Annotated in this window: 26 protein-coding genes, 1 tRNA gene and 1 other RNA gene; 20 read left to right on the forward strand and 8 right to left on the reverse strand. The window is 38.9% G+C overall.

Annotation, left to right across the window (positions count from 1 at the left end; all coding sequences use genetic code 11):
• Positions 1-47: 47 nt before the first annotated feature.
• Positions 48-1,304, reverse strand: a complete 1,257-nt coding sequence (locus LS67_RS01925) for a glucose-6-phosphate isomerase (protein WP_231944750.1) — start codon at positions 1,302-1,304, stop codon at positions 48-50.
• A 22-nt stretch (positions 1,305-1,326) separates the two neighbouring features.
• Entirely contained in the window at positions 1,327-2,328 is a 1,002-nt protein-coding gene (gap, locus tag LS67_RS01930) for a type I glyceraldehyde-3-phosphate dehydrogenase (protein WP_034327348.1), read from the reverse strand.
• A gap of 148 nt (positions 2,329-2,476) precedes the next feature.
• On the opposite strand from gap, the gene LS67_RS01935 reads away from it, so the two are divergent.
• The 3 genes from LS67_RS01935 (at position 2,477) to LS67_RS01945 (ending at position 4,385) form a co-directional block, all read left to right on the forward strand.
• Positions 2,477-2,553: transfer RNA gene (locus LS67_RS01935), tRNA-Arg, on the forward strand.
• Positions 2,554-2,864: 311 nt separating this feature from the next.
• Positions 2,865-3,689: an outer membrane beta-barrel protein gene (locus LS67_RS01940; RefSeq protein ID WP_034327347.1), complete on the forward strand. Its 825-nt coding sequence runs from the start codon at positions 2,865-2,867 to the stop codon at positions 3,687-3,689.
• A gap of 99 nt (positions 3,690-3,788) precedes the next feature.
• Positions 3,789-4,385 (forward strand): peroxiredoxin, encoded by a 597-nt coding sequence (locus LS67_RS01945; RefSeq protein WP_034327346.1) that lies wholly within the window; start codon positions 3,789-3,791, stop codon positions 4,383-4,385.
• A gap of 80 nt (positions 4,386-4,465) precedes the next feature.
• Here LS67_RS01945 and LS67_RS09555 read toward each other — a convergent pair whose 3' ends face one another.
• The 4 genes from LS67_RS09555 to purH all read right to left on the reverse strand — a co-directional run bounded on the left by LS67_RS09555 (position 4,466) and on the right by purH (position 10,446).
• Positions 4,466-4,615, reverse strand: a complete 150-nt coding sequence (locus LS67_RS09555; RefSeq protein WP_156407286.1) for a hypothetical protein — start codon at positions 4,613-4,615, stop codon at positions 4,466-4,468.
• Positions 4,616-4,762: a hypothetical protein gene (locus LS67_RS09560; protein ID WP_161594469.1), complete on the reverse strand. Its 147-nt coding sequence runs from the start codon at positions 4,760-4,762 to the stop codon at positions 4,616-4,618.
• Between the two features lie 104 nt (positions 4,763-4,866).
• Positions 4,867-8,901, reverse strand: coding sequence for a type IIG restriction enzyme/methyltransferase (locus LS67_RS01950; protein ID WP_138109543.1), 4,035 nt, complete (start codon positions 8,899-8,901; stop codon positions 4,867-4,869).
• A 9-nt stretch (positions 8,902-8,910) separates the two neighbouring features.
• Positions 8,911-10,446: a bifunctional phosphoribosylaminoimidazolecarboxamide formyltransferase/IMP cyclohydrolase gene (purH, locus tag LS67_RS01955; RefSeq protein ID WP_034327770.1), complete on the reverse strand. Its 1,536-nt coding sequence runs from the start codon at positions 10,444-10,446 to the stop codon at positions 8,911-8,913.
• A gap of 62 nt (positions 10,447-10,508) precedes the next feature.
• Between purH and LS67_RS01960 the strand changes: the two genes are divergently transcribed.
• The 4 genes from LS67_RS01960 to trxB all read left to right on the forward strand — a co-directional run bounded on the left by LS67_RS01960 (position 10,509) and on the right by trxB (position 13,422).
• Positions 10,509-11,537: a 3'-5' exonuclease gene (locus tag LS67_RS01960; protein ID WP_034327771.1), complete on the forward strand. Its 1,029-nt coding sequence runs from the start codon at positions 10,509-10,511 to the stop codon at positions 11,535-11,537.
• A 2-nt stretch (positions 11,538-11,539) separates the two neighbouring features.
• Positions 11,540-11,773, forward strand: a complete 234-nt coding sequence (locus LS67_RS01965) for a hypothetical protein (RefSeq protein WP_034327774.1) — start codon at positions 11,540-11,542, stop codon at positions 11,771-11,773.
• A complete protein-coding gene (gene hisH, locus LS67_RS01970) occupies positions 11,766-12,407 on the forward strand; it encodes an imidazole glycerol phosphate synthase subunit HisH (RefSeq protein WP_034327775.1) in 642 nt (213 codons plus the stop codon). Before LS67_RS01965 ends, hisH begins: the two co-directional genes overlap by 8 nt.
• A gap of 79 nt (positions 12,408-12,486) precedes the next feature.
• Positions 12,487-13,422 (forward strand): thioredoxin-disulfide reductase, encoded by a 936-nt coding sequence (gene trxB / locus LS67_RS01975; RefSeq protein ID WP_034327776.1) that lies wholly within the window; start codon positions 12,487-12,489, stop codon positions 13,420-13,422.
• A gap of 133 nt (positions 13,423-13,555) precedes the next feature.
• Here the strand turns inward: trxB and LS67_RS01980 are convergent, their stop codons facing one another.
• A complete protein-coding gene (locus LS67_RS01980) occupies positions 13,556-13,903 on the reverse strand; it encodes a toxin-antitoxin system YwqK family antitoxin (RefSeq protein WP_052082068.1) in 348 nt (115 codons plus the stop codon).
• Positions 13,904-14,113: 210 nt separating this feature from the next.
• On the opposite strand from LS67_RS01980, the gene dapB reads away from it, so the two are divergent.
• From dapB to LS67_RS02040, 12 genes are all read left to right on the forward strand, one after another.
• Complete coding sequence (gene dapB, locus LS67_RS01985; RefSeq protein WP_034327779.1) at positions 14,114-14,881, forward strand: 4-hydroxy-tetrahydrodipicolinate reductase; 768 nt, start codon at positions 14,114-14,116, stop codon at positions 14,879-14,881.
• 72 nt (positions 14,882-14,953) lie between these two features.
• Positions 14,954-16,366 (forward strand): amidophosphoribosyltransferase, encoded by a 1,413-nt coding sequence (gene purF / locus LS67_RS01990; RefSeq protein WP_034327780.1) that lies wholly within the window; start codon positions 14,954-14,956, stop codon positions 16,364-16,366.
• The gene (locus LS67_RS01995) at positions 16,351-17,313 is read left to right on the forward strand and encodes a TIGR01212 family radical SAM protein (RefSeq protein WP_034327783.1); all 963 of its coding nucleotides are present in this window, start codon (positions 16,351-16,353) and stop codon (positions 17,311-17,313) included. The genes purF and LS67_RS01995 overlap by 16 nt, the downstream gene beginning before the upstream one ends.
• Before the next feature lie 262 nt (positions 17,314-17,575).
• Positions 17,576-18,079 (forward strand): flagellar FLiS export co-chaperone, encoded by a 504-nt coding sequence (locus LS67_RS02000; protein ID WP_052082067.1) that lies wholly within the window; start codon positions 17,576-17,578, stop codon positions 18,077-18,079.
• Positions 18,079-19,428, forward strand: a complete 1,350-nt coding sequence (gene gltX / locus LS67_RS02005) for a glutamate--tRNA ligase (RefSeq protein ID WP_034327785.1) — start codon at positions 18,079-18,081, stop codon at positions 19,426-19,428. Before LS67_RS02000 ends, gltX begins: the two co-directional genes overlap by 1 nt.
• A gap of 19 nt (positions 19,429-19,447) precedes the next feature.
• Positions 19,448-19,747, forward strand: coding sequence for a YggT family protein (locus tag LS67_RS02010; RefSeq protein ID WP_034327788.1), 300 nt, complete (start codon positions 19,448-19,450; stop codon positions 19,745-19,747).
• Positions 19,748-19,756: 9 nt separating this feature from the next.
• A complete protein-coding gene (locus LS67_RS02015; protein WP_034327789.1) occupies positions 19,757-21,385 on the forward strand; it encodes a lytic transglycosylase domain-containing protein in 1,629 nt (542 codons plus the stop codon).
• Positions 21,386-21,395: 10 nt separating this feature from the next.
• On the forward strand, positions 21,396-22,226 hold the full coding sequence (gene galU, locus LS67_RS02020) for a UTP--glucose-1-phosphate uridylyltransferase GalU (protein ID WP_034327791.1): 831 nt from the start codon (positions 21,396-21,398) through the stop codon (positions 22,224-22,226).
• A gap of 37 nt (positions 22,227-22,263) precedes the next feature.
• Positions 22,264-22,626 (forward strand): hypothetical protein, encoded by a 363-nt coding sequence (locus tag LS67_RS02025; protein WP_231944749.1) that lies wholly within the window; start codon positions 22,264-22,266, stop codon positions 22,624-22,626.
• A gap of 22 nt (positions 22,627-22,648) precedes the next feature.
• Positions 22,649-23,914 (forward strand): UDP-N-acetylglucosamine 1-carboxyvinyltransferase, encoded by a 1,266-nt coding sequence (gene murA, locus LS67_RS02030; RefSeq protein WP_034327795.1) that lies wholly within the window; start codon positions 22,649-22,651, stop codon positions 23,912-23,914.
• 89 nt (positions 23,915-24,003) lie between these two features.
• The gene (locus tag LS67_RS02035) at positions 24,004-24,585 is read left to right on the forward strand and encodes a toxin-antitoxin system YwqK family antitoxin (protein ID WP_034327797.1); all 582 of its coding nucleotides are present in this window, start codon (positions 24,004-24,006) and stop codon (positions 24,583-24,585) included.
• Positions 24,586-24,596: 11 nt separating this feature from the next.
• The gene (locus tag LS67_RS02040) at positions 24,597-25,424 is read left to right on the forward strand and encodes a hypothetical protein (RefSeq protein ID WP_052099898.1); all 828 of its coding nucleotides are present in this window, start codon (positions 24,597-24,599) and stop codon (positions 25,422-25,424) included.
• A gap of 358 nt (positions 25,425-25,782) precedes the next feature.
• On the opposite strand, the gene rnpB is transcribed toward LS67_RS02040, so the two are convergent.
• Positions 25,783-26,112: RNase P RNA component class A (rnpB, locus tag LS67_RS02045), an RNA gene on the reverse strand.
• A 61-nt stretch (positions 26,113-26,173) separates the two neighbouring features.
• Here rnpB and LS67_RS02050 point away from each other — a divergent pair.
• The gene (locus tag LS67_RS02050; protein WP_231944748.1) at positions 26,174-26,614 is read left to right on the forward strand and encodes a MarR family winged helix-turn-helix transcriptional regulator; all 441 of its coding nucleotides are present in this window, start codon (positions 26,174-26,176) and stop codon (positions 26,612-26,614) included.
• The last annotated feature ends 61 nt before the right edge of the window (positions 26,615-26,675 follow it).

Raw genomic sequence — 26,675 nt, forward strand, 5'->3', positions numbered from 1 at the left:
ACTATTTTTATTTTTCATTCCTTATTTTTAATAGGTTTCTCTCACATTTAAGATTCAAAAAGCTTCCTTAGCCGCTCTTTGCCAAACTCCACACCGGGTTGGTCGTAGGTATTAATCTCAAAGATATTACCCACACACGAAGTGAGTAGCTCAAAATACGCGATGAGAATCCCCACACTTTCTTCGCTAAGCTTCATTACTTTAATGCAATCACTCATAATCCCCTCATTCTTTATGCTTTGCATTGTCGCAATGCGCTGCTTGTCAAGCAATGTCGCAAAGCCCTCGCCATTGACAAAATTTGTAGATTCTAAAAATGGAATCTCAAGCTTTGGGATATTTGGTTCAAGGCTATGCGTGGGGTCAAGGCTAAGAAAAGTTATGCTCTTATCACGCACACCCTGCACGATGAGTTGCAAGAAAGAATGCTGGTCAATGCTACCAATAAGCGCAATAGGCGTAAGCCCGACATTCTGCCCGTGCGCATTGATTTTACCTAGACTTTCGCCCCACAGCTGCACATACCACGCATTAAAATGCGTAAAAAGGCTAGAATACGAGAAAAGCACATTCATCGGCGTTTGCTTGGCATTGAGCGCATAAATCAATGCTTTATGCAAAATATGCTCCTCTTTGCGTTCAAAAAAACGCTGTATGAGCTGCGCTGCCCCTTGTAATAATGCGCTCACATCAAAGCCTAAAATCATCAAAGGCAAGATTCCCACCATACTCAAAACCGAAAACCTCCCGCCCACATTAGGCGCGATATTAAAATACTCTATGCCCTCACTCTGTGCGAAAGACTGCAGCGGCGAGTCTGTATCGGTAATGGCGAGTAAATGCCGCTTTGTGCTAGAATCTGCAAGTAAATGATATTTATACAGCACATATTTAAGGAGCGAGGAGGTTTCAATAGTTGTGCCTGATTTTGAAATCACAATAAAAAGCGTGTTATCCCGCTCCACATCTTGCAATGTTTTAGCGATATTTATCGGGTCTGTATGCTCTAAAAAAAGCAGTTTGAGGACATTTCTATGCGGCAAATGCTCAAGCATAGAATCAATGGCTTTAAGCCCTAGTGAGCTACCGCCAATACCAATAATGACGAGATATTTTAATGTGTCTAAAAATGCCCGCTCACGCTCACAAAATGCTGCCGCTACTGCAAATGCACTCTCATCAAAGGGGAGCTTATAATAACCACTTTTACCCTGCAAATGCTCATTTTTTATGCCTTCAAAAACAGAATCTGCACGACTTTTTACTTCCTCACTCACCTCTAAATCAAAGCTAAACCTAACCACAATTCCCCCCAAATGCCATTGTTTATAGTCCCTTGCACACAAACGCACTCATATCAATAAGGCGGTGCGTATAGCCCATTTCATTATCATACCACGCAAGCACTTTTGCGCTTTTGTCAATCGCCACGCATTTATCCGGCACAATCACCGCACTCGCCGCACAGCCGATAAAATCACTTGAAACCCTGCTTTCATCATCAACGATGATAAGCCCCTTAAGCGCACCATCAAGAATTGTGCCATTTTGTGCGTTATAAAATGCCTCATTCACTGCCTCTTTGCTTACTGCGCTTTTAAGATTCACGCTTAAATCCACCAAGCTTACATCAGGTGTTGGCACACGCACAGCAATACCATTAAGCTTACCTGCTAAATGCGGTAGCACAAGCCCGATAGCCTTTGCCGCACCTGTGCTTGTAGGAATTATATTTTGCGCAGCCGCACGAGCGCGGCGCAAATCTTTATGCTTGACATCAAGGAGATTTTGATCATTTGTGTAGCTGTGGATTGTTGTCATCAAGCCATTTTCAATGCCAAAAGTAGAATCGAGCACTTTCACAATGGGAGCGAGACAATTTGTCGTGCAAGAAGCATTTGAAATCACACTTTCACCATTGTATTGCGTATGATTGACGCCATAGACAAAAGTAGGCGTATTATCCGCAGGAGCAGAGATTATCACGCGTTTAATATTGCCTTTTAGATGTGTGCTTGATTTTTCTAAAGCATTAAATTTCCCGGTGCATTCAATCACGCCCACTGCTTCGCCAAAATCAAGATTGAGCGGGTCTCTATCGCTTAGGATTTTCACATTTTTGCTTTTACCAATGCGGAGTGTGTTTTCACTCATTTTTTCAACATCATAGAATCTATGCACCGAATCATAACGCAACAAATGCACGAGCGTATCAATATCAGCCGTGCTATTCATCGCAACAAGCTCTATATCATCACGTTCCCCAATAATCCTAGCCGCACAAAGCCCAATGCGCCCTGTGCCATTGATTGCAAGTTTGATTGCCATATATGCTCCTTGAAATATCGTAAAATATAAAGTGCAGATTCTAGCATAAAAAAAGCTATTGTGTGATTTGCGAGACTTGATTTATGGCATATAAAAATGTAAAATGCGCCTTTTGTCTCTTAAGGCTTCTTGTTACTCATTCTCATTTGTCCTCGTAGCTCAGCTGGATAGAGCACACGATTCCTAATCGTGAGGTCGCGCGTTCGAATCGCGCCGGGGACACCACCAAAAAACTTAAATTAGATTCTAAAATGCTAAATTGTAAAAACAGCCCTTTTGCCTTATGCTCTATTTGTTTGGGATTCTTGATGGCAAATGGATAAAATTTGAGGGACTAAGGCGTATGCAAAAAAAACAAAAGAATAGGTAGCGCAAATAAACAATGCTCTTAAAATGAGGATAATTGCGACACATAGTTCAATCCAAACGATACTCAAAGCCCAAAAATCTTGGCAAAAGTAGAGTGTATTTTTAAGCAGAATTTAAGTGGGGGGGGGTATAATATCGCTTTATGAGCAAAAATCAAGGGGATTTTGATGAAAAAGCGATATTATTTATTTTATTGTGCTTTTATGATTGCGCAGATTCTAAATGCGGAGAGTTTAGATGAGAGAAAAGCAGCACTTGAGCGGCAAATTCGCGAGATTGAATCTCAACAAGCCCAACGAGCTATAGAGGAACAAAAGAAGCAAAAAGAAGTAGAAGAACTTGAGCAAAAACTCAAAGCACTTCAGTATTCCTACCCTAAAGAAAAATCGCAGAAGAATCTTGTGCAGCAGGATTTTGCACAAAATAATAAAATCACACAAGAGCTTGATAAAGATGCTGATAAGATGTTTGGAAAAAATCGTAGCGGTGTGTTAATAGGTATTAGCGCAGGGCTTATGCCTATGGAATATCAAACTTTATTACATTCTGTAAAAGGCGATTTGGGTGTTGGCGGAGCAAGATTGGGCTATCAATATTTCTCTCACAATAATAGCATACTTGGCTTTAGAATCTATGTTGATTCACATATTGGTAGAGGGCAAACAGAAAATACTTTAACTCAAATAAAACAAGATTTTATGGCGTGGAATTTTGATGTGCTTCTTGATTTCCGTATTCCTAATACTTATAGTTATATTGGACTTTTTGGTGGAGTTGGGCTTGGAAGTTTAAATTTTGAAACTACAGATATATTAGACTATGCATATTTAAAAGGTGGAAGAAATTTTTATAATTTTGGCTTGGCTTTTACCGGTGGTGCAAAGCATCGTTTGGAGCTATATTGTAAAATGCCTATAAAGTCAAGTTATAATGAGAATTTTTATTGGAAAAGTTCAATGCTCGCAAGCATAGCCTATCAATATACTTTTTAATAAAATAATGACATCTTGTTACTATTGAGTTACTTGCGCGTATTACAATGGCATTTCAATAACAATTTGTTATTAATATTTTTTATTAGGAGTTGAATTATGTTAGTTACAAAACCAGCACCAGATTTTACAGCGGAGGCAGTAAAGGCAGATGGCACTTTTGAAAATAGCTTTAACCTTTATCAAAATCTTGGCAAAAATGGTGCAGTAGTATTTTTCTGGCCTAAAGATTTTACTTTTGTATGTCCAAGCGAAATTATCGCATTCAGCAAACGCGTAAAAGATTTCAAAGAACGCGGCGTGAATGTAATAGGTGTATCAATAGATTCTAAAGAAGTGCATTTTGCGTGGAGAAATGTCCCTGTGAATGAAGGTGGGATTGGTGCAGTGGAATTTCCTATGGTATCTGATATTACAAAACAAATCTCTCGTGATTATGATGTGCTTTTCAATGGTGCAGTAGCACTTCGCGGTAGCTTTTTGATTGATAAAAACAAAGTAGTGCGCCACGCAGTGATTAATGATTTACCACTTGGACGTAATGTTGATGAAATGATTCGCATGGTTGATGCAATGTTGTTTGTTGAGGAACACGGCGAAGTATGCCCTGCAGGTTGGAACAAAGGTGATGCGGGTATGAAGCCTGATGCAAAAGGTGTAGCAGATTACCTTGCTAAAAACGCTGATAAGCTTTAACTTTTATTATCTCAAGCCTCTATCTCTCCTAAATTGAAGGGGGCTTGAACTTATAATTATTGCTCTTTTTTATTCTAACACTACAAAAAGCATTTCATTTGTTTGTGCTTTTGCTCTAAAGTTTGATTGTTTGCGAGTTTATATACAATATCATCAAGCAAGATTCTGTCATTGAGTGCAAGTTTCTTGTGTTGCTTTTTATACTTTGCGGAAGTGTGGATTTCAAACATTTAAGAATCCATAGCCTTTTTGTAGCTTTCAAAATCCTTAAACTTTTCTACCTTGCCTTGCCTTACTTCTTTGATTGTTTGCTTAAGGGACTTGCTTAATTCTTTGTCTTGTTTAATCTTGAGCTTCGCCCCTGATGCCTTAGCCATATTTTAAACGCTTTGATTAAATCCTCATTAGTATTTTCCACACTCAAGTTTATAGTCATATTTACTCCTTATGCGTTGATTTTATATTATACACAAATGAAGTTTTAAGATTCTATAATACGTATTTCTGCTTGGGTGAGATTATACAACTCATACACCAAAGAATCAATGCGGGATTCTAAAGCGGCAGTGTCAAAGGTGGAATCTTTTGCCTTAAGTTTTAGAATCTCATCTACTAAAGCGATGATTTGATTTGCGATGTTTTGGTTTGCCTTTGTGATTTTGGGAAAACTAAAACAATCAATGTAGATTGGCATAAGTCTTATAGCACTCCCGCCTAATTTTGTGCTTGATTTTTCAATAAAAAACCAAAAAAGCTTAGAGTTTAAAACTCCTAGAATAAGCTTTTCAATTTGTTTATAGTTTTCTTTTAAGGCTACATTGTGAATGCTCGCATTATGGAATATTCCCACATTATCAAAACCAAATCTTGGATAATTTAGTAAATCTGGTATCATAATTTTGGCAGCTTTATAAGTGTGAGCGTTTCTTAAAGCTGAAAATTTATAATAATTTTGCTCATCTATAACTATTTTTCTTTGGAGCAAAACTGACTTTAAATTCTCTAAATATTTATAAGCAAGTGGGTAATCGCTTTGGAGTGTATTTTTATTTATTAAAATATTTTCTTTATCGTAAGGATATAAAAGATATTTTGTTGCCTTGCAGTATTCAAACCTTTTAATATCCTCACCATAGCAAAATGGCACTAAAACTTCTTTTTCTATATGGAATCTTCCAAATTCGTTTTTTACTTCTATGGTATTTTTATTATCTGCGATAAAATCAAATAAAAATACCTTATCATTTCCTGTTGATGAGCCTTTAGCAATTTGAGCTATACTAGAGAATTTTAAAGGAAATGATTTTAGCTTAGAAACAAGGTTCGTTGTGTTATCCTGCATTTCAAATCTAAAATAGTCTAAATTTAGGTTTGATTGAGGCTTTAAAAAATACTTACTTGAGATTATTGTTTCTATATTGTTTTTAAAAGAATCCATTAGTTCTTGCGAGATTTCACAACATTTTATTTCTTGTTTATATTGATAATTGGCTACTTCAATAATGCTAACATCAACACTTGCGGAATCAAAAACTTTAACACCACTAAAATCAATATAGCTTTCTATGAAAGATTTTTCTAATAAAAATTTTTGCAAAGGTTTCCCATATCCAGCTTTTACCCATTTATTAGAAGTTACAAAAGTAAATCTAGCATTTTGCGCTAATAGCTTAAAGGCTAACTCAAAAAAATATACATAAATATCAGCTGCCCCATCAAAGCACTTGTAGTTTTTTAGTTGTGGCTTTAAGGAAGTAATTGCTTGTTGCCTAATATACGGCGGATTGCCAATGACTAAATCAAAGCCTTTGAAGTCGCCATTGCTATCTAGCACTTCGGGGAATGCAAATCGCCATTCAAAAGTTGCTTGGTTTTGAAACTCCTCATAAATTCGCATAAGTTTTAGGATATTTTCTAGCTCTTTTTGCGGAATCTCTCTTTGTGCGCTTCTCTCAAAATTTACGCTTTTATGAAAGTCAAAAGACTCCGCATAAGATTCTATATGAAATCTAGTCTCTGGCTCTAATTGTGCGAGATTGATATAGCCATACTGATAGAAAAATTCCTTTAGGGCTTGATGGAAGTTAATGTATTCATCGCAATTTCGCTTAAAAAGTGCGCAAAGAAAGTGGTAAGCCTCCTCATAGCCCATCTTGTGGATTTGCGCGGATTGTTTATCGTGTTCGTTTTTGTATTTTCGCGCATTTTGGCTCATTTCTTGGAATTTACTTTGCGCCTTTTTCTTTGTGTCTTGGATTTGGCTCATAAGGCTTTGGTGTAGGAATAAATCCCTTTTTTCAATAGCCTTTGTAAGCCTTGATTCTAGCTTGTGCGTGAAATTATCTAAAGTGATGTTGGTGTCAATGTTTGAGATAAGCGAGTTTCCGCACTTAATGTTTATATCAATATTTGGCAAAGTTTGGAGCTTGTGGGTTTTGGAATCTTTATCTTTTGTGAAGTTCAAGTAATAGGCGTTTTTAAGTAGCTCTATCCATAGGCGAAGCCGCGCGATATTGCACGAGTTGGGATTAATATCCACGCCAAAGAGATTATTTTCAATAATAGATTTTTTAAGCGTAAAAAGTGCCTTTTGGATTGCGTGATTAGAATCTTGTGCGCTTGCAGGTCTCTTGTAGGCGAAGTTTTCTTTACCAATTTGAAGGTGGATTTCATCATCTTTTATCTCTAAATGCTCACAATCAATCTCTAAAAGCCCGAGTGTATAGTAGATATTTATCATCTCGCTAAGGGCGGAGACTAGAAAATGTCCGCTTCCAACTGCTGGGTCGCAGATTCTAATGCTTTGTAAAAGTTTTTTGTATTTGTCTTTTACTGCTTCTTTATCGCCACTTTTGCGCTTCTCTGCTTGGATTTCATCTCTTAGGTCTTCTAGTGTTTTGGCATTCCACGCGGGATTTAGGGCATTAAACTTTGCCACCACGATTTTTGCTAAAGATTCCTTACACATATAGCTTGTAATGAAACTTGGCGTGTAGAAACTGCCCTCCTTGTAGCCATTGAGCTTTTCAAAGACTGCGCCTAGCACACTTGAGCGGATTAAGTCTTTAGAATCGCTAGATTCTATATCGTGAGATTCTGCGCTAGATTCTACATTTTGAGATTCTTCGGCTAAAGCCTCAGAATGACAAGGGGCTTTAGAATCTTCGCGCTTTTTACCAAAGTCAAAGGCGTTTAAAAAGTCAAAAAGATAGGTAAGAAAAGCGCATTTGCTCCCCGCTTTATGCGTGCTTTGCGTGGATTGGAAAATTGTAATTTCTAAAGCATCATCAAGCAAGGCAATATCCAAAGTCTCTAGCCTTTCATCTTTAATAAAAAGCGAGGAGTTGAGGTAGGGCAGGAAGTTAAAGCCTTTATCATTCCCTCTTGCTTCATAATCTCGCGCTAAAACTTCAAAGAAGAGGTGGCTTAAGTGTTTAAAGCTTGTAATTTTTGCACTGCTTAGGAAGTTGAGAGATTTATCAAAGCCATTAAAGGCGAGGAGATTTGCTTCAATGAGTTTGAGAAACAAAATGCGATTGAGCCAAAGCAAAATATGGCTCATCACCGCTTCAAAGTCGCTAGGTTCGTTATGGGATTCTAATTTAGAGGCAATGTGCTTAGCGAAACTTACGCTTTGGGTATCATCAAGTTCAATCGTGATTTTACCGCCTCTGTCAAATTCCTTTAGCCCTAAAATATGCAAGAGCTCTTTATAGAATCGTGGATTAAGTGCGTTGGGGTCTTGCTTGTATTCGTGGTGTAAGAAATCTCTATTTAGAATCTTATGTGCGATATTTAGGTGTTTGTCGTTGCGTAAATCAAAAGCGGTGTATCTAAGCGCAGAATCTTCTACTAAATTCTCTTCTGCCCCCCCCCCCCCATTTAATTGCTTAACTAGAATCTTTTGGATTTCGGTGTAAAAATCTTTTGAATTATCAATCAAGCCTTTTTCTTTGTGCGTTTTATAGAGATTTGAAATTGCCTTGTTTTTATAAAAATGCCGCTCAAACTCTCTTGCACTAAAAATATAAAATTGTGTAAAATCTGTGATGATGATGAATCTAAGATTTACATTTGGGATTAGGGTTTGACTATCCCCCTCGCGCTCACGAAAATAATACAAAATGCACTCGTGCAATGCTTTGCAATTTGGCTTGTTTGGGCTAAACATTTCTTTTGCATTGATTGGCTGCTTCTTGGCTTCAATGATGATTTCAACTTTAGAATCCTTAAGCAAGCTCAAGTCAATTTCGCTATTGCCTTGCTGTTTGTAGGCTGGTTGAGCGTGGAATCCTAACTCTTTTAAAAAAGGCGCAAGGGCGTTTGCTACGATAGCACTTTCATTGTGTCCTTTGTTCTGCTCGTAGGATTCCAAATATTGCACTACTTTTTGCTTGAAATCACTTTTTTGTGAATTGCTTAGGCTAGATTCTAAGTAGTCTTTGTTGCAAGAAGCAAGAAATTCTTTTAATGTGAGAGGTTCAAAAATAAGCCCTTTGCAATTAGTCTCGCGCATATACTCTCCTTAGTGTAAAAAATGCCTTGTATGCGTGAAATACATCGCCATATCATATTCATTACACGCGGCTATCACTTCATCATCGCGGATACTGCCCCCGGGCTGAATAATCGCACTCACGCCATATTGATGAGCTAAATCCACGCTATCACGAAATGGAAAAAAGGCTTCAGAAGCACATACGCAGCCTTGCAGGTTAAGATTCATATCTTTTGCTTTTGCCATTGCTGCCCTTGCTGCATCAACGCGACTTGTCATTCCCATGCCGATACCCACAAGTGCGCCATCTTTAACATAAGCTACGCAATTTGATTTGGTAAGTGCAGCAATGATATAGGCGATTTTTAAATCTTGTCTTTGATTCTCACTTGCAACATTCTTGCTCACAAGCGTGGCGTTCTCTATCTCGCTTTTATTTACTTTATCGCTCTCTTGAAGCAAAAATCCTCCCTGTATGTGCTTAAAATCATACATATCACAAGGCAAACTCAAAGCCTTATCATTTTGTGTAAAGATTTTCATACGCTTTTTGCTTTCAAAAATTTTGAGTGCTTCCTCTGTAATATCTCCCGCAATAAGCACTTCTACAAAAATTTTATTTATCTCTTCTGCTAGGGATTTATCCACTATGCCATTTACTGCTACTACACCACCATAAGCACTGATGCTATCACAAGCAAGGGCAGCCTTGTAAGAACTCAAAAGCGAATCTTTAAGTGCAAAGCCGCAAGGATTGGCGTGTTTTACAATACACACCGCATTTGCTTCTTTACCAAAGCTTGTAGCGATTTTAATCGCCGCATTCATATCATTGAGATTATTAAAACTTGCTTCACCCTTTTTGATAATAAATTGTTCCTGCCAAAATGTGCCAAAGCCATAGAGTGCGCCTTTTTGGTGAGGATTCTCACCATAGCGCGTTTGCATAATCTTTTGTCCTTGAATAAAGAAATGTTCCCCAAAACCCTGCTTAAATCGCTTATTCATATAGTTTGCAATCATTACATCATAGCTTGCGGTGTGTGAGTAAGCCTTTATCATCATTTCTTTGCGTAACTCCAATGTATTTTGCCCATTGCGTAAAGATTCTATAATGGGCTTATAGTCGTTTTTATCGGTAATAATAAGCACATTTGCATAGTTTTTTGCCGCAGCACGCACGAGAGTTGGACCGCCAATATCAATATTTTCAATAATTTCATTAAAATCATCAGTGCGTTCAATGGTTTGTTTAAAGGGATAGAGATTAACACATACTATATCAATGGATTCTATATGATTTGCTTTTGCTGTGGCTATATCTTGTGCATTATCTCTTCGAAACAAAATTCCCCCGTGAATCTTAGGGTGCAAGGTTTTCACGCGTCCATCAAACATTTCTGGACTTTGTGTAAAATCACTCACATCAATAGCCTTTATTTGTGCCTTTTGCAAAAGGCTTAATGTCCCACCCGTGCTTAGAATCTTATAATCCAAAGCCACCAAATCCTTTGCAAACTCGACAATACCCTCTTTATCACTTACGCTCAATAACGCATACATACTCTGTCCTTGTTGGTAAATTTTGGTAATATTGTAGCTAGATTTTGTAAGAAGGCAATGAAATGATATGTGTCTTTGATATTGAAACAATCCCTGATTTTCATCTCTTATCCCGCGTCTATGGTTATGAAGGCTTACCGCTAGAAATTGCAAAAGAGGCATTCAAAGCCCAATATGAAAAAAGCGGTAGCGAATTTCTCTCACCTTGCTTTCATCGCGTGATAAGTATCTCTAGTGTGATATGTGATGAATATGGGAGATTCAAAAAAGTAGGGCATTTTGGCGGGGGATTCTTAGATGAGGTGAGCGCATATGTGGGTGCAAATGGGGTAGATTCTAAAAATTGTGAATCCACGCGAGATTCTAAGCAGAGGCAGAATTTTATCGATGATAATGGCAAGATAGATTTTGAAAGCGAAACCTTTTTAGATAGTTTAGAAAAACAGCTTATAAGCGAGTTTTGGCAGTTTTTCAATAAGAGCAATCCGCGACTTGTAAGCTTCAATGGGCGGGGTTTTGACATACCGACCTTGCTTTTGCGCGCTATGCGATATGATATAAACGCCTTTGCCTACTACGAGCAGGACAATCACGCGCTTAATAAAAACAAATGGCAAAATTATCGCCAACGATACAGCGAGGAGTTTCACACAGATTTGCTTGATAGTTTGGGAAGTTTTGGTGCGGTGCGCACACTTAGCCTTAATAATCTCTGCGCTATGCTTGGCTTAGTGGGTAAATATGATATGAATGGCTCACAGGTTTTTGAAACTTATCTTTGTAGCGATGAAGTATTTAAAGAAGAGATAGAGCAAGAACATAGCTCTGCAGATTCTAATGTGATAAGAGAATCTAAAATCAAAGCCTTAATGCGTATCAATCACTACTGCCATAGCGATGTGCTTAATACCTATTGGCTTTATCTCAAATACGAGCTATTAAAAGGGAGTATTACAGAGGCGGATTATTATGATATGTTGCAAGTTTTTTATGAAAATTTGCCACAAGATAAGCCATATTGGGCTATTTTTGCGGAGACTTTACAGGGACATATACGCGCCTACACTTCACGCAACTTAAGCAAGGGATAGTAATGGATTCATTTATAAGCAAAAATGGTGAGATTACCTCCAAAGACGCGCTTATAGCAGAAATAGAATCTTTGCTTAACACTTTTCCTACAGCCTCGCCTACCGCGCTTTCGCGCTCGGTGATGAGTATGCTAAGTGGTGAGGAACTAGAGCATATACGCGATAGTCTCTTGCAAAAAAAGGAAAGTGTGATAGTGCGCAATAAAGAATGGTTAAAGGGATTTGTAAATGACTAAAATAGGCATTATTAACTATGGGGTAGGCAATTTAGGCAGCGTGCAAAATGCGTTTAGCTTTGTGAGTAATCAAGGTGATGTGCCAAAATTTGAAGTTTGTATAGAATCTAGTCCTGAAAAGCTCAAAGACTACGATAAGCTACTTTTGCCCGGTGTGGGGGCATTTGGCAATGCAATGGAGCATTTGAGAGATTCTCATTTAGATGAAGCGATTAAAGAATTTGCACAAAGTGGCAAATATCTGCTTGGAATCTGCCTTGGTATGCAGCTTTTATTTGAAAAAAGCTTTGAGTTTGGGGAGCATAGGGGGCTTGGACTAATGCAGGGCGAGGTGGTGGAGTTTAGCAACATTGCCCCGCTTAAAGTCCCACATATAGGCTGGAATAGCATTAATTTTACGCAGAGGGCGCAAGATTCTAAAATTTTTGAGGGTATAAAGGATAAGAGCTTTTTATACTTCGTGCATAGCTTTCATATAAAGGCAAAAGAGGAGCTTATTCTCGCATATTGTGAATATGGCTATCCTTTTGGTGCGATTGTAAATAGGGATAATCTCTTTGGGATTCAGCCACACCCGGAAAAAAGCCACGATGTAGGATTGAGGCTACTTGCTAATTTTATTAAATTAAAATAAAAAAATATTCCTATTTACCTTATGGTTAAACTAATAGTTTTTAATAATGGATAATTTTTATTAAAATAAAGGAGATGAAATGATTGATTTAGCAATAATTGGTGGTGGTCCTGCTGGGCTTACAGCAGGGCTATATGCGACACGAGGCGGTATTAAAAATGTAGTGCTTTTTGAAAAAGGAATGCCCGGCGGACAAATCACAGGCAGCAGCGAGATAGAAAACTATCCGGGTGTGAAAGAGATTGTGAGCGGAATGGAGTTTATGCAGCCTTGGCAGGAGCAATGCTTCCGCTTTGGGTTGCGACACGAGATGAGCGAAGTAACGCGCGTAAGCAAAAAAGGAGATACATTCCTTATCTCTCTTGCTGGTGGCAAAAGTGAAGAATCAAAGGCGGTGATTTTCTGCGCTGGTGGTAGCCCAAAGAAAGCAAATCTTAAAGGTGAAAGCGAATTTTGGGGCAGAGGCATTAGCACTTGTGCTACTTGCGATGGATTCTTTTATAAAGACCAAGAAGTGATTGTGCTAGGCGGAGGCGATACCGCACTTGAAGAGGCAATTTATCTTAGCCGCATTTGCTCTAAGGTGCATTTGGTGCATAGGAGAAATGAATTTCGCGCAGCACCTACGACTATCGAACACGCAAAGAGTAATGACAAGATTCACTTTATCACTCCTGCAGTAGTCGAGGAGATTAAGGGCGATGCTTCGGGCGTAACGAGTGTGCTTATCAAACACACAGATTCAGGCAAATTAGAAGATATTGTCGTAAGCGGTATTTTTATCTTTGTAGGCTATGATGTGAATACAGCGATATTAAAGCAAGAAAATGGCTCTATGCTTTGTGATTGCGATGAATGGGGGAGTATCAAAGTGGATTTGTCTATGAAAACAAACATAGAGGGGCTTTTTGCCGCGGGCGATGTGCGTGTGCAGGCTTCTAAGCAAGTAGTGTGCGCTGCGGGTGATGGAGCGACTGCTGCACTTCAGGCGATTGCGTATTTGGAGCATAAGTAAGCAGGGACACTTTTATTCTCTTATATGCGGGGCAAGGCAAGATTTTGCCTTGTTTTAAATATGTAATGTAAGAGCATAACTTATAAATGCTCCTTGCAAAGCATTTTGCTCTTAATAATCCCAAATAGAATCCTTATGATTGGACTTTAAAAGTATCATTTTTGTATAAACGCAATTGTTTTAATTTTCCATTTTTATCATACTCTTTTGCAACACCATTTTTATAATCATCTGTATATGGAGCTTTAATATAAAGCTCTCCAGTTTCATAATACCCTTTTGCAATATCATTTTCTTTGCCATTTTTGTATGGAAATTCTATTTTTAATTGTCCATTGTGATGATAATCTCTCTCCACACAACCTTTTATCTTGTCCTCATTATTCACGCACTCGGGCAAAGAATCTACTGAAGAATCTGAACACCCTACAAATACACATATTAATAGCAGCAGAGTAGAATATATGAGATGTTTTAGCATTTTGTTTCCTTGTTTTGAGAATAAGTGCATTGTATCTTATGTTCTCTTAATGCCCTGAAGATTCTCTTGGCTTTGAAGCTTAGCGATGAGTTTCTTTTGCTTGGGTATTCACATAGCTAAGCTGTATAATTTCTCACCCAAAATCAATGCAAGTAACACTATTTATGTATAATGCGCTCACTTTTATTCTAAAATTTGCAAGGAGAATCTATGCTAAAAGTAGGAATTTTTGGTGCTACCGGGCGTGTGGGTAGGCTGCTGATTGAGGAGATTCTAAATAGCAATCATCTTAATCTTTCAAGCATTTATGTGCGTAATGAGTTGCAGTATTCCCTGCCTTCTAGCACAATGGTAACGCGAGACTTTGAAGTGTTTTTACAATCTAGCGATGTGATTGTTGATTTCTCCTCTCCGGAAGCGACAAAAGCCTTGCTTGAAGTAGCATTGGGCAATCCCACACCGCTTGTGATAGGCACAACCGGACTAAGTAATGATACACATCATTTGATTGAAGAAGCCTCACATACTATGCCTATTTTATATGCGACAAATATGAGTAAGGGCATAGCTGTGTTGAATAAAGTTGTTTCACTTGTAGCGCAGACTTTAAAAGAGAGTGATATAGAAATTTGTGAGATTCACCACCGACATAAAAAAGATGCTCCATCAGGCACGGCACTCACTCTTGCGCAGACTTGTGCGAATGCGAGAGGATTAAACCTAGACAAAGTGCGCGTAAGCGGACGCAATGGCGTAATTGGTGAGCGAAGCAGTAATGAAATTGGCGTGATGAGTTTGCGCGGTGGCGATGTGTGCGGACGCCATAGCGTAGGATTCTATCTTGATGGCGAGTATTTGGAATTTACTCATAATGCAACCTCGCGCCTTACTTTTGCTAAGGGTGCGCTTGATATGGCGAGTTGGATAGTGCAACAAGAAAGCGGTTTATACAGCATACAGGACGCCCTAGCACTTTAGAGACAAAGATTTGCTTATTTAGTTTTATTGCTATACAATTATACATACAAGATGAAATCAAGGCTTAAGAGTATGAAAAGTTGGAACGAAGAATGTGCGGTTGTAGGCGTGTATAATGTCGATAATGCGAGTATGCTAAGCTATTATTCACTTTTTGCGATGCAGCACAGAGGGCAAGAGGCAAGTGGGATAGCCACGAGTAATGGCACAAAAATTAGCACAATCAAAGATACAGGGCTTGTAACAAAGATTTTTACACAAAAGCGATTAGACAAACTACAAGGACGCTCAAGTATCGGGCATAATCGTTACTCGACTGCAGGGGAAGATTCTATCAATGACACGCAGCCTATTTTCGCGCGATATGAGCTAGGCGAAATCGCAATCGCACATAATGGAAACCTTACAAATGCTAAAGATGTGCGTAAGGAGCTTATCCAAAAGGGCGCGATTTTTCAAAGTCATTTAGATACGGAAAATCTTATCCACCTTATCGCCCAAAGCAAAAAACAATCACTTACAGATAGAATCATTGATGCGCTAGGTTGTGTCGATGGTGCATATTGCTTTGTCTTTCTCTCTCGAAGCAAAATGTTTGCCATACGCGACCGCTATGGATTACGCCCCTTAAGCTTAGGCAAGATTCAAAATAGCGATGGCTCTCTAGGCTATGTCGTGGCGAGTGAGAGTTGCGCATTTGACCTTATTGGCGCGGAATTTGTGCGCGAAGTAAATCCGGGCGAGATGTTAATATTTGATGGCGCATATGCGCTCACAGATACGCAGCCTAAGAGCATTCAAGTTTTTGAATCTTACCCTCGTCCTTGTGTGTTTGAGTTTGTATATTTCGCGCGACCCGATAGTTTTGTGTTTGGGTGCAATGTCTATAAGGCGCGTAAGCAAATGGGTATAGAACTTGCCAAAGAGCATAAGATAGAGGCAGATATGGTAATCCCCGTGCCAGATTCTGGCGTGGCAGCGGCACTTGGGTATAGTAAGCAAAGTGGCATTGATTTTGAGCTAGGCATTATCCGCAATCACTATGTGGGGCGCACATTTATTGAGCCAACACAACAAGAGCGCGAACTCAAGGTGCGCTTAAAGCTTAATCCCATTAAGGAGCTTATTGCGGGGAAAGATATTATTGTGATTGATGATTCTGTGGTGCGCGGCACGACAAGTAAGCAGATTATTAGAATCTTGCGTCAGGCTGGGGCAAGGAAGATTCATTTACTCATCTCATCTCCACCGACTATTTCTCCTTGCTACTATGGCGTGGATACTCCAAACAAAGAACAGCTCATTTGTGCTAATAAAAGCATTGAAGAGGTGTGTAAATACATCGGTGCGGATTCTCTAGGCTTCCTCTCTGTTGATGGGTTAGTAAGGAGCATAGGCGGAGAGGGCAAAGGTTGGTGCAAGGCGTGTTTTGACGAATGCTATATTGATGATTATACTAGAGGACATCAATGCGACTCGTGCTAAGTGTAGGGCGATATTTTAAAAAACGATTTGGCACAAGGGTAAGAAAAATCCCCATTTCCTTGCAGGGATTCACTTGCCCCAATATTGATGGTAGCCTTGCTAAAGGTGGGTGCATTTATTGTGATAATGAAAGCTTCTCGCCAAGCCTCATAAAGATAGATAAAATCTCACAAGTAAAGATGAATTTCTCCCTTAGCACAAACCCACTTCTTCCTATACAGCTTAAACAACTTGAAGAGCAATTTTATTGGCATAGTGAATTTCATCAAAGAAAATTCGGTGTGAGTAAATATATGGTGTATTTTCAGTCTTATACCAATACTTACGCGCCATTTGATACGCTTAAAGCCCTCTATGATAAGGCTCTAAGCTTCCCTAATGTCGTGGGCTTAAGTATCGGCACACGCATTGACTGCGTGCAAGATGAGCTACTTGAGCTTTTAGGCGAGTATGTCAAAAATGGCAAGGAGATTTGGCTCGAATATGGAATCCAATCTGTTTATAATGAGACATTAGAGCGCACAAATCGCGCGCACAAAATCGAGGGTGCAAAAGAGATGTTTGAAAAAACTCGCGCAAAGGGTGTGAAAGTCTGCGCTCATTTGATTTATGGACTGCCGGGCGAGACAGAAGAGATGATGCTGCATTCTCTTAACTCGGTTTTAGAATGGGGGATAAATGGCATTAAGATTCACCCGCTGTATGTTGTCAATGGCACAAGACTTGCCAAACTTTACAAAGATGGGCGATATGAGCCTATTAGTATAGAAAGTTTTAGCAACCTCATTGTGAAATCTTTGCAAAAAATCCCGCCTGATGTTGTCGTGCAAAGAATTAGTGCAGGGGCGCACGATGAAAGCCTCCTTGCGCCCAAATGGTGCTTTGATAAAAACATTCAAATGCGCTATATCCGCGATAGGCTTAAGGAAGTGGGGATAGAGTATTAGCAAGATTTTGGTTTTTTAAAGTTTTGTTTAAAACCTCACTTGTGTATGAGATTCTAAAACTTACACAATAGAATCTACAAAATAAACACCCCTTTGGGAAACTTTAGAATCCTTATTTTGTCAAAGGGAGAATTAAGTAAAAAAACTTTTATGTTTGAGCAAATTATAGAAGTCTTATAAGAATGGGAAACAAATCACAATAAGCCTTTAATGGAATAAAATATGCTTACGCACAGGAAAATGCTAAATAAGAGGTTAGGCTATGCAAGATATGCTATCTACATTTCAAAAACACATCGGCTCGCAGTTTGAAACACCCCTTGGCACTTTTAACGCGAATTCTATCCATAAATTTGGAGAGGATATTAAGGGTGCAAATGAGTTCATAGGTGCGCTGCAAAGCACTTCTGTCGCACTAAGGAAGATTCTAAAAATCGCTCATAATACTTCGGCACAAGATATGCAAAATATCAAGGTGAGTATTCAAGAGATAGTGGATAATGCCTCATTTATGGGCGTAGGACTTTTTGAAACGCGACTAGATACAACCTTAAACAATACGCAATACAGCTTTATCGTGCAAAATCCACTGCCGCTTTGCAAAGTTATAGAATCTCAAGTCAATATGGGCGAGGTTGTGAGCTATGTAGAGGAAAAGTTGCAAGAAATTAGCCAAATGCTTATTACCTTAAGCGATGTCCTGACAGAGCCAAATCCACCAGAATTTAATCCCGCGCAATTTGCCGCAATGTTTAAGGCAAAATAATGTTGCGCTTTGCTCCCTCGCCCACTGGTGATATGCATATTGGGAATCTTCGCGCAGCTATTTTTAACTACATTATTGCTAAGCAGAGCAGACAAAAGTTCCTCATACGCATTGAAGACACAGACATTGCGCGCAATATAGAGGGCAAGGACAAGGAGATTCTTAATATTCTTAATCTTTTTGGGCTTTTGTGGGATAATCTTGTCTATCAAAGCGATAACTTTGACAAACATCGCCAGCTTGCGCAATATCTCATTGATAAAGGTTTAGCGTTTTACTGCTATTGCTCCAAAGAGTTTTTAGAATCCAAACGACTTGAAGCAAAAGAACAAAAAAGACCTTTTCGTTATGATCCTTCTTGGGCAGAAATTGAAAAATCAAGTAACACTAAGCCTGTGGTGCGTATTCGAGGAGCAAGTGAGGCTATTAGTTTTGAAGATGCCATCAAAGGCACATTGCGTTTTGAGGCAAATGAGATTGATAGCTTTGTGATTCTTAAAGATGATGGTATCCCCACCTATAATTTTGCCTGTGCGGTTGATGATATGCTGTATGATATAAGTTTTATTGTGCGTGGTGAAGACCACGTAAGTAACACACCTCGTCAGATTCTTATTCATCGCGCTTTAGGTTATGATAAGGTATTAGGATACGCGCATTTGCCTATTATACTTGGAGAGAGTGGGAGCAAGATGAGTAAGCGTGATAGCGCATCATCAGTGGCGTGGCTTTTAGAGGAGGGTTTCTTGCCTCAAGCGATTGTCAATTATCTCGTATCTATGGGAAATCACGTGCCAAGCGAGGTTTTTAAGCTCCAAGATACTTATGAGTGGTTTGATATTAAGCATATTGCAAAATCACCCGTGAAGTTTGATATTAAGCGGCTTAGATTCTTAAATAGAGAGCATTTCAAAACACTCAATGAGCAGGAATTTGCTCTATTGCTTGATAGTAAAGATCCAAGCGTTGGGGCTTTGGCAAAGCTACATTTGCAAGAGGCAAGCACGCTCAACGAAATACGCGCGAAGATTGGGTGCATTTTTGCACCAAAGAATATTATGCAAAAAGAAAATGATGAGAGTTACGAGCAAGAATGTAGGATGCTTTATGCGTTTTTGCGCGAGATGATAGAATCTCACAGCGAGGATTTAAAAGACTATGAGAGTATGAAAAACGCGCTTTTGCAAAAAAGTAATCTAAAAGGCAAGAGATTTTTCAAGCCTCTTAGAATCTTACTCACAGGCACAACTCACGGCTTAGAGTTAAGCGAACTTTATCCTTATTTGCGCTTTTTCTTGCGTGATATTGTTACTTTGGATTCACAAGATTATTCTAAGATAGCAGACTAAATAAAGCAGTGGAGAGGTTATGGTTATAGGCACTTTTTTACAGGCATTGGCTAGTATATTGAGTATGCTCATCAATTTATATATATGGGTGATTGTCATTGCCGCACTCATTAGCTGGGTGCGCCCCGACCCCTATAATCCTATCGTGCAAGTGCTTAATCGCCTTACACAGCCCGTATATGCGAGGCTACGCAGGATAATGCCTACCACGATAAGCGGGATTGATTTTTCGCCACTTATTGTGGCAGTTATGCTAAAATTCATTGATTTGTTTTTAGTGCAGATTCTATTAAAATACGCGCAGAGTGTGCATATCTAGGGGTGGTTGATGAAAAGAATATGCGTTTTGTTGGTGCTTCTTTGTAGTATAGGTTACACCACGACCATAACACTTGAGTTTTTAGAATCTAAACCCAAGGGCTTGGCGAGAGATTTTTACATTTGGCAATTTTTGAGCGATGAACGCACGAGTTTGCAAGATGCGCTCAAAGCTTATGATTTGATATTTCGCAGAACTGCAAAACTTAATAATCTAATGAGTGCAAAGGGCAAGGTGAGTGAATTGCCGCGCAATCTGTATTGTCAGCGTCTAAGTTTTGAGAAGCTAAAAACGCAAGATATTGCGTGTATCAAGGCGGGGCTAAATATCGCTAATATCCCTTCAATGCCACAGAAAAATAAAGATTTTTTACTTAAAAAATTTCAAAGTGATCCAACGTATAGAAAACGTATCGAGATTCTAAGCTCCCCGCAGATTCTAACAGCTATGCTACAAAGTGATGCAAAAAACTTTGCTACTATTTATCGTGCTTTGAGGGCAAATCAACGCACACAGATTCTTAATCAAACAATCAAGCCTCAAGCACTTAAAAAACTCGCCGATGAAAACAATCAAGCCTTTAATAATATGCTTCAAAGCATTCTCATCACACAAGATAAAAGTTATGAGAAGTTTAAAGAATCCCTTATAGGTGCAAATATCACAGGTGCGGATTCTTATACATTGTTTATGCTTGGACTTAATGAGATTTTGTATAATCAGCCAAATGCGGCGTTAAAATACTTTCAAAATGCCTATAAAAAGGCAAATACACCTATGCAAAGAAATCGCACTTTGCTGTGGCAGTATTTTTTAAGTCAAGATGAAGGGGTGCTAAAAGAGCTCTCAAGTAGCACAAATATAGACATTTACACGATTTATGCAAATCAAAAGCTTAATGTAGAGCCGAGCTATCAAGTCGTAACAAATCTTGGCAAACTCTCAAGTAAAAAACCAAAGTTTGACATTAAAGACCCTTTTCAATGGCAAATGCTCAAAGAGAATCTTTCGCAAGTAAAAAGTGAAAAAGATTTGAGAGAATTAAGCAAACATTTTGCCTATGAGGATACGAGCGCACACTATGCCTATATCCTCACGCAGATAAATAATTTTAAAGTAAATTATTTCATCACGCCTTTTAGCGATAAAATCAAGTGGCGAGATGATTCACAAAAAGCCTTTACTTACGCGATTGCAAAGCAAGAAAGCATACTTTTGCCAGCCCTTGTTTCAACTTCGTATGCGCTTGGTATGATGCAGATAATGCCCTTTAATGTAGAACCCTTTGCTAAAAGCCTTAAACGCGATAATATTAAGCTAGAGGATATGTTTGACCCCGTTACCGCGCTTGAGTTTGGAACATTTTATCTTAATGATTTATCGCGTGAATTTAAACACCCGCTTTTTGTCTCATATGCATATAATGGCGGTCCGGGCTTTTTGCGCCGCGCACTCAAAACAAAAAAATTATTCATAAAAAAGCGCAATTATGAGCCGTGGCTGTCTATGGAGCTTATCCCCTATAAAGAATCTCGTGATTATGGGTTAAGAGTTTTGGCAAATTATATTGTTTATCAAGGGAGTTTTGGGAATCATATCAATTTAGAAGATTATCTTAAGCAAACGCTTGTGAATTAAAGGAGATTATATGATACACAAATGTCTATTTCCTGCCGCAGGATATGGCACACGTTTTTTACCCGTTACAAAGGCGATGCCAAAAGAAATGCTCCCAATCCTCACAAAGCCCTTGATTCAATATGGTGTGGAAGAGGCACTAGAAGCTGGGTGCAAGGATATAGGAATTGTAACAGGACGGGGAAAAAGAAGCATTGAAGATCATTTTGACATCAATTACGAGTTAGAGCACCAAATCGCAAACACAGATAAGGACAAACTTTTAAGCGGTATCCGCAAACTCACCAAATCTTGCACTTTTTCATATACGAGGCAAAATGAGATGAAAGGTTTGGGGCACGCTATACTTACGGGTGAAACATTGATTGGCAACGAAGCTTTTGCAGTAATCCTCGCAGACGACTTATGCTTTAATGAAAATGGCGCAGGGGTGCTTTCTCAAATGGTGAATCTCTATGAAAAATATCGTTGTTGTATTATCGCCATTGAGGAAGTCGAAAAAAACGAAGTGGATAAATACGGCATTATACAAGGCGAGGAAATAGAATCTTGTGTGTATCGTGCAAATGATATGATAGAAAAGCCAAGTATAGATAAAGCCCCGAGTAATCTTGCTATTATCGGTCGCTATATTCTCACACCCGATATTTTTGATATTTTACGCGTTGCAAAGCCCGGTAAAAAAGGCGAGATTCAAATCACTGATGCACTTTTAGAGCAAAGTAAAAAGGGACGCGTCTTAGCATATAAGTTTCAAGGCAAACGTTATGATTGCGGGAGTATTGATGGTTATGTTAAAGCAACTATAGATTTTTATCAGGCTTTAAACGCAAATGTTTAATCTTAGTTTTTATGTTATTTGTTGGTTATGCTTTTTTTTGCTATGCTTACCTATTATTTTTAGTGGGCTTTTTGCGGCTGCACTTGATACCGAAAAAGTAGAAGTGGTGGTGAATCACCTCAAAGATATATCCGAAGAGATCAATAAAAATGTCAATGACAAGGACAAGCTAAGGGCAGTTTTTAATGATTTTATGAGTAGTTTTAAAACCTACCCAAAAGATGGGGAAGACTATGAGCTATGGGTAGATGTAATATCGCGCTTTGCGGCGAATATGAATCTTATGGAAGTCGATGAGGTTGTGAATCTCCAAGATACACTAGAGAATGCAAATCCCGATAGCAAGGTGAATATTAGAGAAGCCATAGGAAAAGCCCTGCAAAAAAGAGAAGGCAAATGAGAAAATATAAAAAAGGATTAATATGGATTATTTACAAATTCACAAAACAGATTCACTCAAAGGCAGTGTAAATATTTCTGGTGCGAAAAATTCAGCCCTCCCTATACTTGCCGCCACACTTTTAAGCAAAAATGAAGTGAGTATTAGTAATCTCCCTGATGTCGCCGATGTAAAAACACTCGCAAAGCTTTTAGAACATTTAGGTGTGAATATTGCGTGGCAGAATAATAACACGCTTGTATCTAGAGCCGAACACATCGTGCATACACGTGCGATTTATGATATTGTGCGTAAAATGCGCGCCTCTATCCTCGTGCTAGGACCGCTCCTTGCGCGTTTTGGCTACTGCGAGGTAAGTTTGCCCGGTGGTTGTGCGATTGGTGCGCGTCCTGTGGATTTGCATATCAAGGCTATGCAGAATCTTGGTGCGAATATCCACATAGAGGGGGGATATATCATTGCGGAGGTAAAGGGTGGTTTAAAAGGTGCGGATATTTTCTTTGACAAAATCACCGTTACAGGTAGTGAAAATGTGATTATGGCAGCAGCCCTTGCTCACGGTACAACGCGCATCATCAACGCGGCTAAAGAGCCTGAAGTCGTACAGCTTTGCGAGATTCTATCCGCTAGTGGCGTGAAAATTGAGGGTATTGGGAGCAATGAACTTGTTATTTATGGCACAGGTGGAGAGTTGATTGACTTTGCACCTATTGAAGTCATACCCGATAGAATCGAAGCAGGAACTTATCTGTGTGCGGGTGCGATTACAAACTCTTCTATCACATTACAAAATGTAAAAAACACGCACCTTGCAGCAATCACAGACAAGCTAGAAGAGATTGGTTTTAGCTTTATTAAAGAATCTAATGCCCTTACCTTGCTTCCCGCGAAATCCCTAATGCCCTTTGAGATTGTAACAACAGAATATCCCGGATTCCCAACCGATATGCAGGCGCAATTTATGGCACTCGCTACACAATGCAATGGCACAAGTGTGATTGAGGAGCGACTTTTTGAAAATCGCTTTATGCACGTGAGTGAGTTGCAACGGCTCGGCGCGGATATTTCACTTAAAGGCAATCACGCTAGAATTAATGGCAAAACTCTGTTGCACGGCGCTGATGTGATGTCTTCGGATTTGCGTGCTAGCTCCGCGCTCATCGTAGCAGCTCTTGTAAGTGAGGGGACCACGAATATTCACAGAATCTATCATCTCGATAGAGGTTATGAGCAGATTGAAAATAAAATGCGCCAACTTGGAGCGGATATTATGCGATTAAAAAACTAAATTTAGGGCAGATTTTAAGTTTATAAGATAAGATTAGATTTTCAAGAGAATAAATCTAGGATTTTAAAAAGTTAAAAAAGGAGTGGGCTATGAGATGTAAAATTGCACTATTTGTGCTATTTCCTTTATTGCTTAGTGCGGAGGTAAATACAGAGTATGACCTTAGAATCTCCTACACAGGCGATAAAAACGCTCCTATGACAATTAAGACGCATTATTGCAAGGGCACGACTACAAAATGTGGCAGACAGGTGAAAATCGCGCAAAATGGCACTTTGCTGTTTAAGGCTTTTTACAAAAATGGCAAATATGATGGCGAGGTGCTTTCATATTATGCTAATGGCGCATTGCAGGAGAGGCGCACCTACACAGAGGGTATTGAGGTAGGGAAGCGCGTGATATATTATAATGATGGTAAGATTCAAAGCGAGCAAGAGTATGCTTTCAATAAGCGCGAGGGCGAGGGAAAAAAGTATTATGATAATGGCGTGTTGCAAGCAGAGTTTAGCTATAAAGATGATAAACTTAATGGTGTGAGAAAGGAATTTGACAAGCAGGGCAATATCACATATGAAACCCTGTATAAAGAGGGCAAAAAACAAACGATGAAAAAATATACCAATAATGTTGTGATTGAGGAGAAAAATTGCCGTTGGAGTGCGTGCTACTAGGGAGGAAGGAAGTGAAAAAGCTAAAATGGATATATCTCATCGTAGTGGCTGTGTGCGCGGGTGGATTCTATGCGTGTGCAGAGCAAGAGCCAACACCACCAGCACAGCCTACACAACACACAAGTGCGAAATCACAAAATACAAAATCTCCGCAAAAAAATCTACAAAAAACTACGCAAATTTCTGCAAAAAATACTCTGCAAAAAACCTCACAGGCAAATACACAGAAGTCTTTGATAGAATCTAAAAAACAAGAGCATAAAAAAACACCAGATTCTACAAAGGCTTTGGAATCTAGCACAAAAAAAACATCTAAACCTGCCGATACAGATAGCAAATACACGCAGAATATGCTTGAAAACATTAACGGAGAGCAGAGGAAAGAAGAGGTGGAAGAGGATGGACACACCTATGAAGCGATAATTACATATAAGCCAGATACGAAAATAAAGCACGGCAAGGAAACGCTCTATTATCTTGGGGGTGGTGTAGCGCAAGTAGCATTTTATATTGATAATAAAAAAGAGGGCTTGTATCAAATTTTCTCCCAAGAGGGTGTGCTTGTGTATGAGGCGTATTATAAAAATGGGCTTTTGCACGGACTATGTCGCATTTTTGAGGTAAAAAGTGGCAAACTAAAAAGCGAGATGAATTTCGCAAATGGCGCACAAGAGGGTGAGATGAGAATCTATGATACAGCAGGTAGGCTGTGGCACACTCTTGAGTATAGGGGCGGTAAGAAAAATGGCACTGCTAAAGAGTTTGACGACAATGGCAAGGTTGTGCGTGAGGTGCTATATAGCAATGATATGGAGATAAGCAACAAAGCGAAGTTTTAGATTCTAAAATTTCACAAAATAGAATCTGCAAAACTAAAAAGCTTTTAATAAAAGCTACTTTTGCAATGAGTGATTAAAATTAATCTAATCGATGTATGTGTGCTACACTAGAATAATTGTAAGGGCATAGGCGCAAATAATGAGGAGAGTGAAGATTAGGTCTTAAGCTGACTTTATATGCAGGGGAAGCCACAAATCTAATGTATATTTTGCTCCCTATAAAATACGAGCGAATTGCTAAAAGTGAGGTTTTATGCAATGAAGTTATGTTTTTTGAAATTTTCAATTCTCACCTTGAAATAAGGAGCGAGATTTTTGAGGCAAGGCAAAAATAAAAAGAAATGCAAAAATGGCAAAGATGTTAGGCATAGCGATAAGCCGAGTTCTGTCGTGGGTGGCTATTTATCTAGGATATGTTTTGCAACATATCTCAAGCGAAGAGTTATATATAAGACTTTAACCATACTCTTCTTGCTACGAATTGGGTTTGCAGAGCATTGCATATTACTACACAATCGGTAGGCTCTTACCCCACCTTTTCACCCTTACTTTTGTATTTTCACAAAAGCGGTTATTTTCTGTTGCACTTTCCCTTAGGTTACCCTAGCCATTAGTTAAATGGAATCCTGTCTTTGTAGCTCGGACTTTCCTCTTTTGCATATGCAAAAGCAACCACCTACTATACCTAAGCGCAGAATTATAACAAACTTTGATATAATACTCCCTTAGTTTAGCTTAAGGGAAGTAAAGTGCAGCATTCTATTTGGTATCAAATTGGTAAAACAGAAAAATATATGCATATGTTTTTCATTGATAATCTCAAAATGTATAATCTCACTTTCGAACAGGGCGTTATTTTGTTTATCATTGAAGAGGATAGTCAAGTCTGTATTACTCAAATCGCCACAAAGCTCAATAAAAATAAAGCCACCATTTCACGTGAGGTAAATTCCCTCGTTAAAAAGGGTTTTTGTATCAAAAATCAGCCAAACAATCGGCGTGATATTTCCCTTTTACTCACAGAGAATGGACAAAAGGCACTTTCATTTATGAAGAGTGCAATCAAACAAATAGACCAAGAAATACTTAAAAGTTGCACACAGCAAGAAATTGATATTTTCTTTAACATCTTAACGCGTATGCAGTCGATTTTTGAATCTAGATTTAAGGGGGGGGGGGGAGACTATTAAAATATATGACCGCTTCGCACCCAAAATGATGAATTTGTACGCGTAGGGGATTTATGAGCAA

It is taken from the genome of Helicobacter sp. MIT 03-1616 (assembly GCF_000765685.2).
Lineage (GTDB): Bacteria > Campylobacterota > Campylobacteria > Campylobacterales > Helicobacteraceae > Helicobacter_C > Helicobacter_C typhlonius.

Bases quoted from the DNA above. Each gene is read 5' to 3' on its own strand.
- gltX (WP_034327785.1), top strand. From the start codon at position 18,079: ATGTTGCGCTTTGCTCCCTCGCCCACTGGTGATATGCATATTGGGAAT.
- gap (WP_034327348.1), bottom strand. From the start codon at position 2,328: ATGGCAATCAAACTTGCAATCAATGGCACAGGGCGCATTGGGCTTTGT.
- LS67_RS02015 (WP_034327789.1), top strand. From the start codon at position 19,757: ATGAAAAGAATATGCGTTTTGTTGGTGCTTCTTTGTAGTATAGGTTAC.
- dapB (WP_034327779.1), top strand. From the start codon at position 14,114: ATGCTAAAAGTAGGAATTTTTGGTGCTACCGGGCGTGTGGGTAGGCTG.
- LS67_RS02035 (WP_034327797.1), top strand. From the start codon at position 24,004: ATGAGATGTAAAATTGCACTATTTGTGCTATTTCCTTTATTGCTTAGT.
- LS67_RS02010 (WP_034327788.1), top strand. From the start codon at position 19,448: ATGGTTATAGGCACTTTTTTACAGGCATTGGCTAGTATATTGAGTATG.
- LS67_RS01940 (WP_034327347.1), top strand. From the start codon at position 2,865: ATGAAAAAGCGATATTATTTATTTTATTGTGCTTTTATGATTGCGCAG.
- LS67_RS01945 (WP_034327346.1), top strand. From the start codon at position 3,789: ATGTTAGTTACAAAACCAGCACCAGATTTTACAGCGGAGGCAGTAAAG.
- LS67_RS01980 (WP_052082068.1), bottom strand. From the start codon at position 13,903: ATGCTAAAACATCTCATATATTCTACTCTGCTGCTATTAATATGTGTA.
- LS67_RS01960 (WP_034327771.1), top strand. From the start codon at position 10,509: ATGATATGTGTCTTTGATATTGAAACAATCCCTGATTTTCATCTCTTA.
- LS67_RS01950 (WP_138109543.1), bottom strand. From the start codon at position 8,901: ATGCGCGAGACTAATTGCAAAGGGCTTATTTTTGAACCTCTCACATTA.
- purH (WP_034327770.1), bottom strand. From the start codon at position 10,446: ATGTATGCGTTATTGAGCGTAAGTGATAAAGAGGGTATTGTCGAGTTT.
- trxB (WP_034327776.1), top strand. From the start codon at position 12,487: ATGATTGATTTAGCAATAATTGGTGGTGGTCCTGCTGGGCTTACAGCA.
- murA (WP_034327795.1), top strand. From the start codon at position 22,649: ATGGATTATTTACAAATTCACAAAACAGATTCACTCAAAGGCAGTGTA.
- LS67_RS01965 (WP_034327774.1), top strand. From the start codon at position 11,540: ATGGATTCATTTATAAGCAAAAATGGTGAGATTACCTCCAAAGACGCG.
- LS67_RS09555 (WP_156407286.1), bottom strand. From the start codon at position 4,615: ATGTTTGAAATCCACACTTCCGCAAAGTATAAAAAGCAACACAAGAAA.
- LS67_RS02000 (WP_052082067.1), top strand. From the start codon at position 17,576: ATGCAAGATATGCTATCTACATTTCAAAAACACATCGGCTCGCAGTTT.
- LS67_RS01995 (WP_034327783.1), top strand. From the start codon at position 16,351: ATGCGACTCGTGCTAAGTGTAGGGCGATATTTTAAAAAACGATTTGGC.
- purF (WP_034327780.1), top strand. From the start codon at position 14,954: ATGAAAAGTTGGAACGAAGAATGTGCGGTTGTAGGCGTGTATAATGTC.
- LS67_RS09560 (WP_161594469.1), bottom strand. From the start codon at position 4,762: ATGGCTAAGGCATCAGGGGCGAAGCTCAAGATTAAACAAGACAAAGAA.
- galU (WP_034327791.1), top strand. From the start codon at position 21,396: ATGATACACAAATGTCTATTTCCTGCCGCAGGATATGGCACACGTTTT.
- hisH (WP_034327775.1), top strand. From the start codon at position 11,766: ATGACTAAAATAGGCATTATTAACTATGGGGTAGGCAATTTAGGCAGC.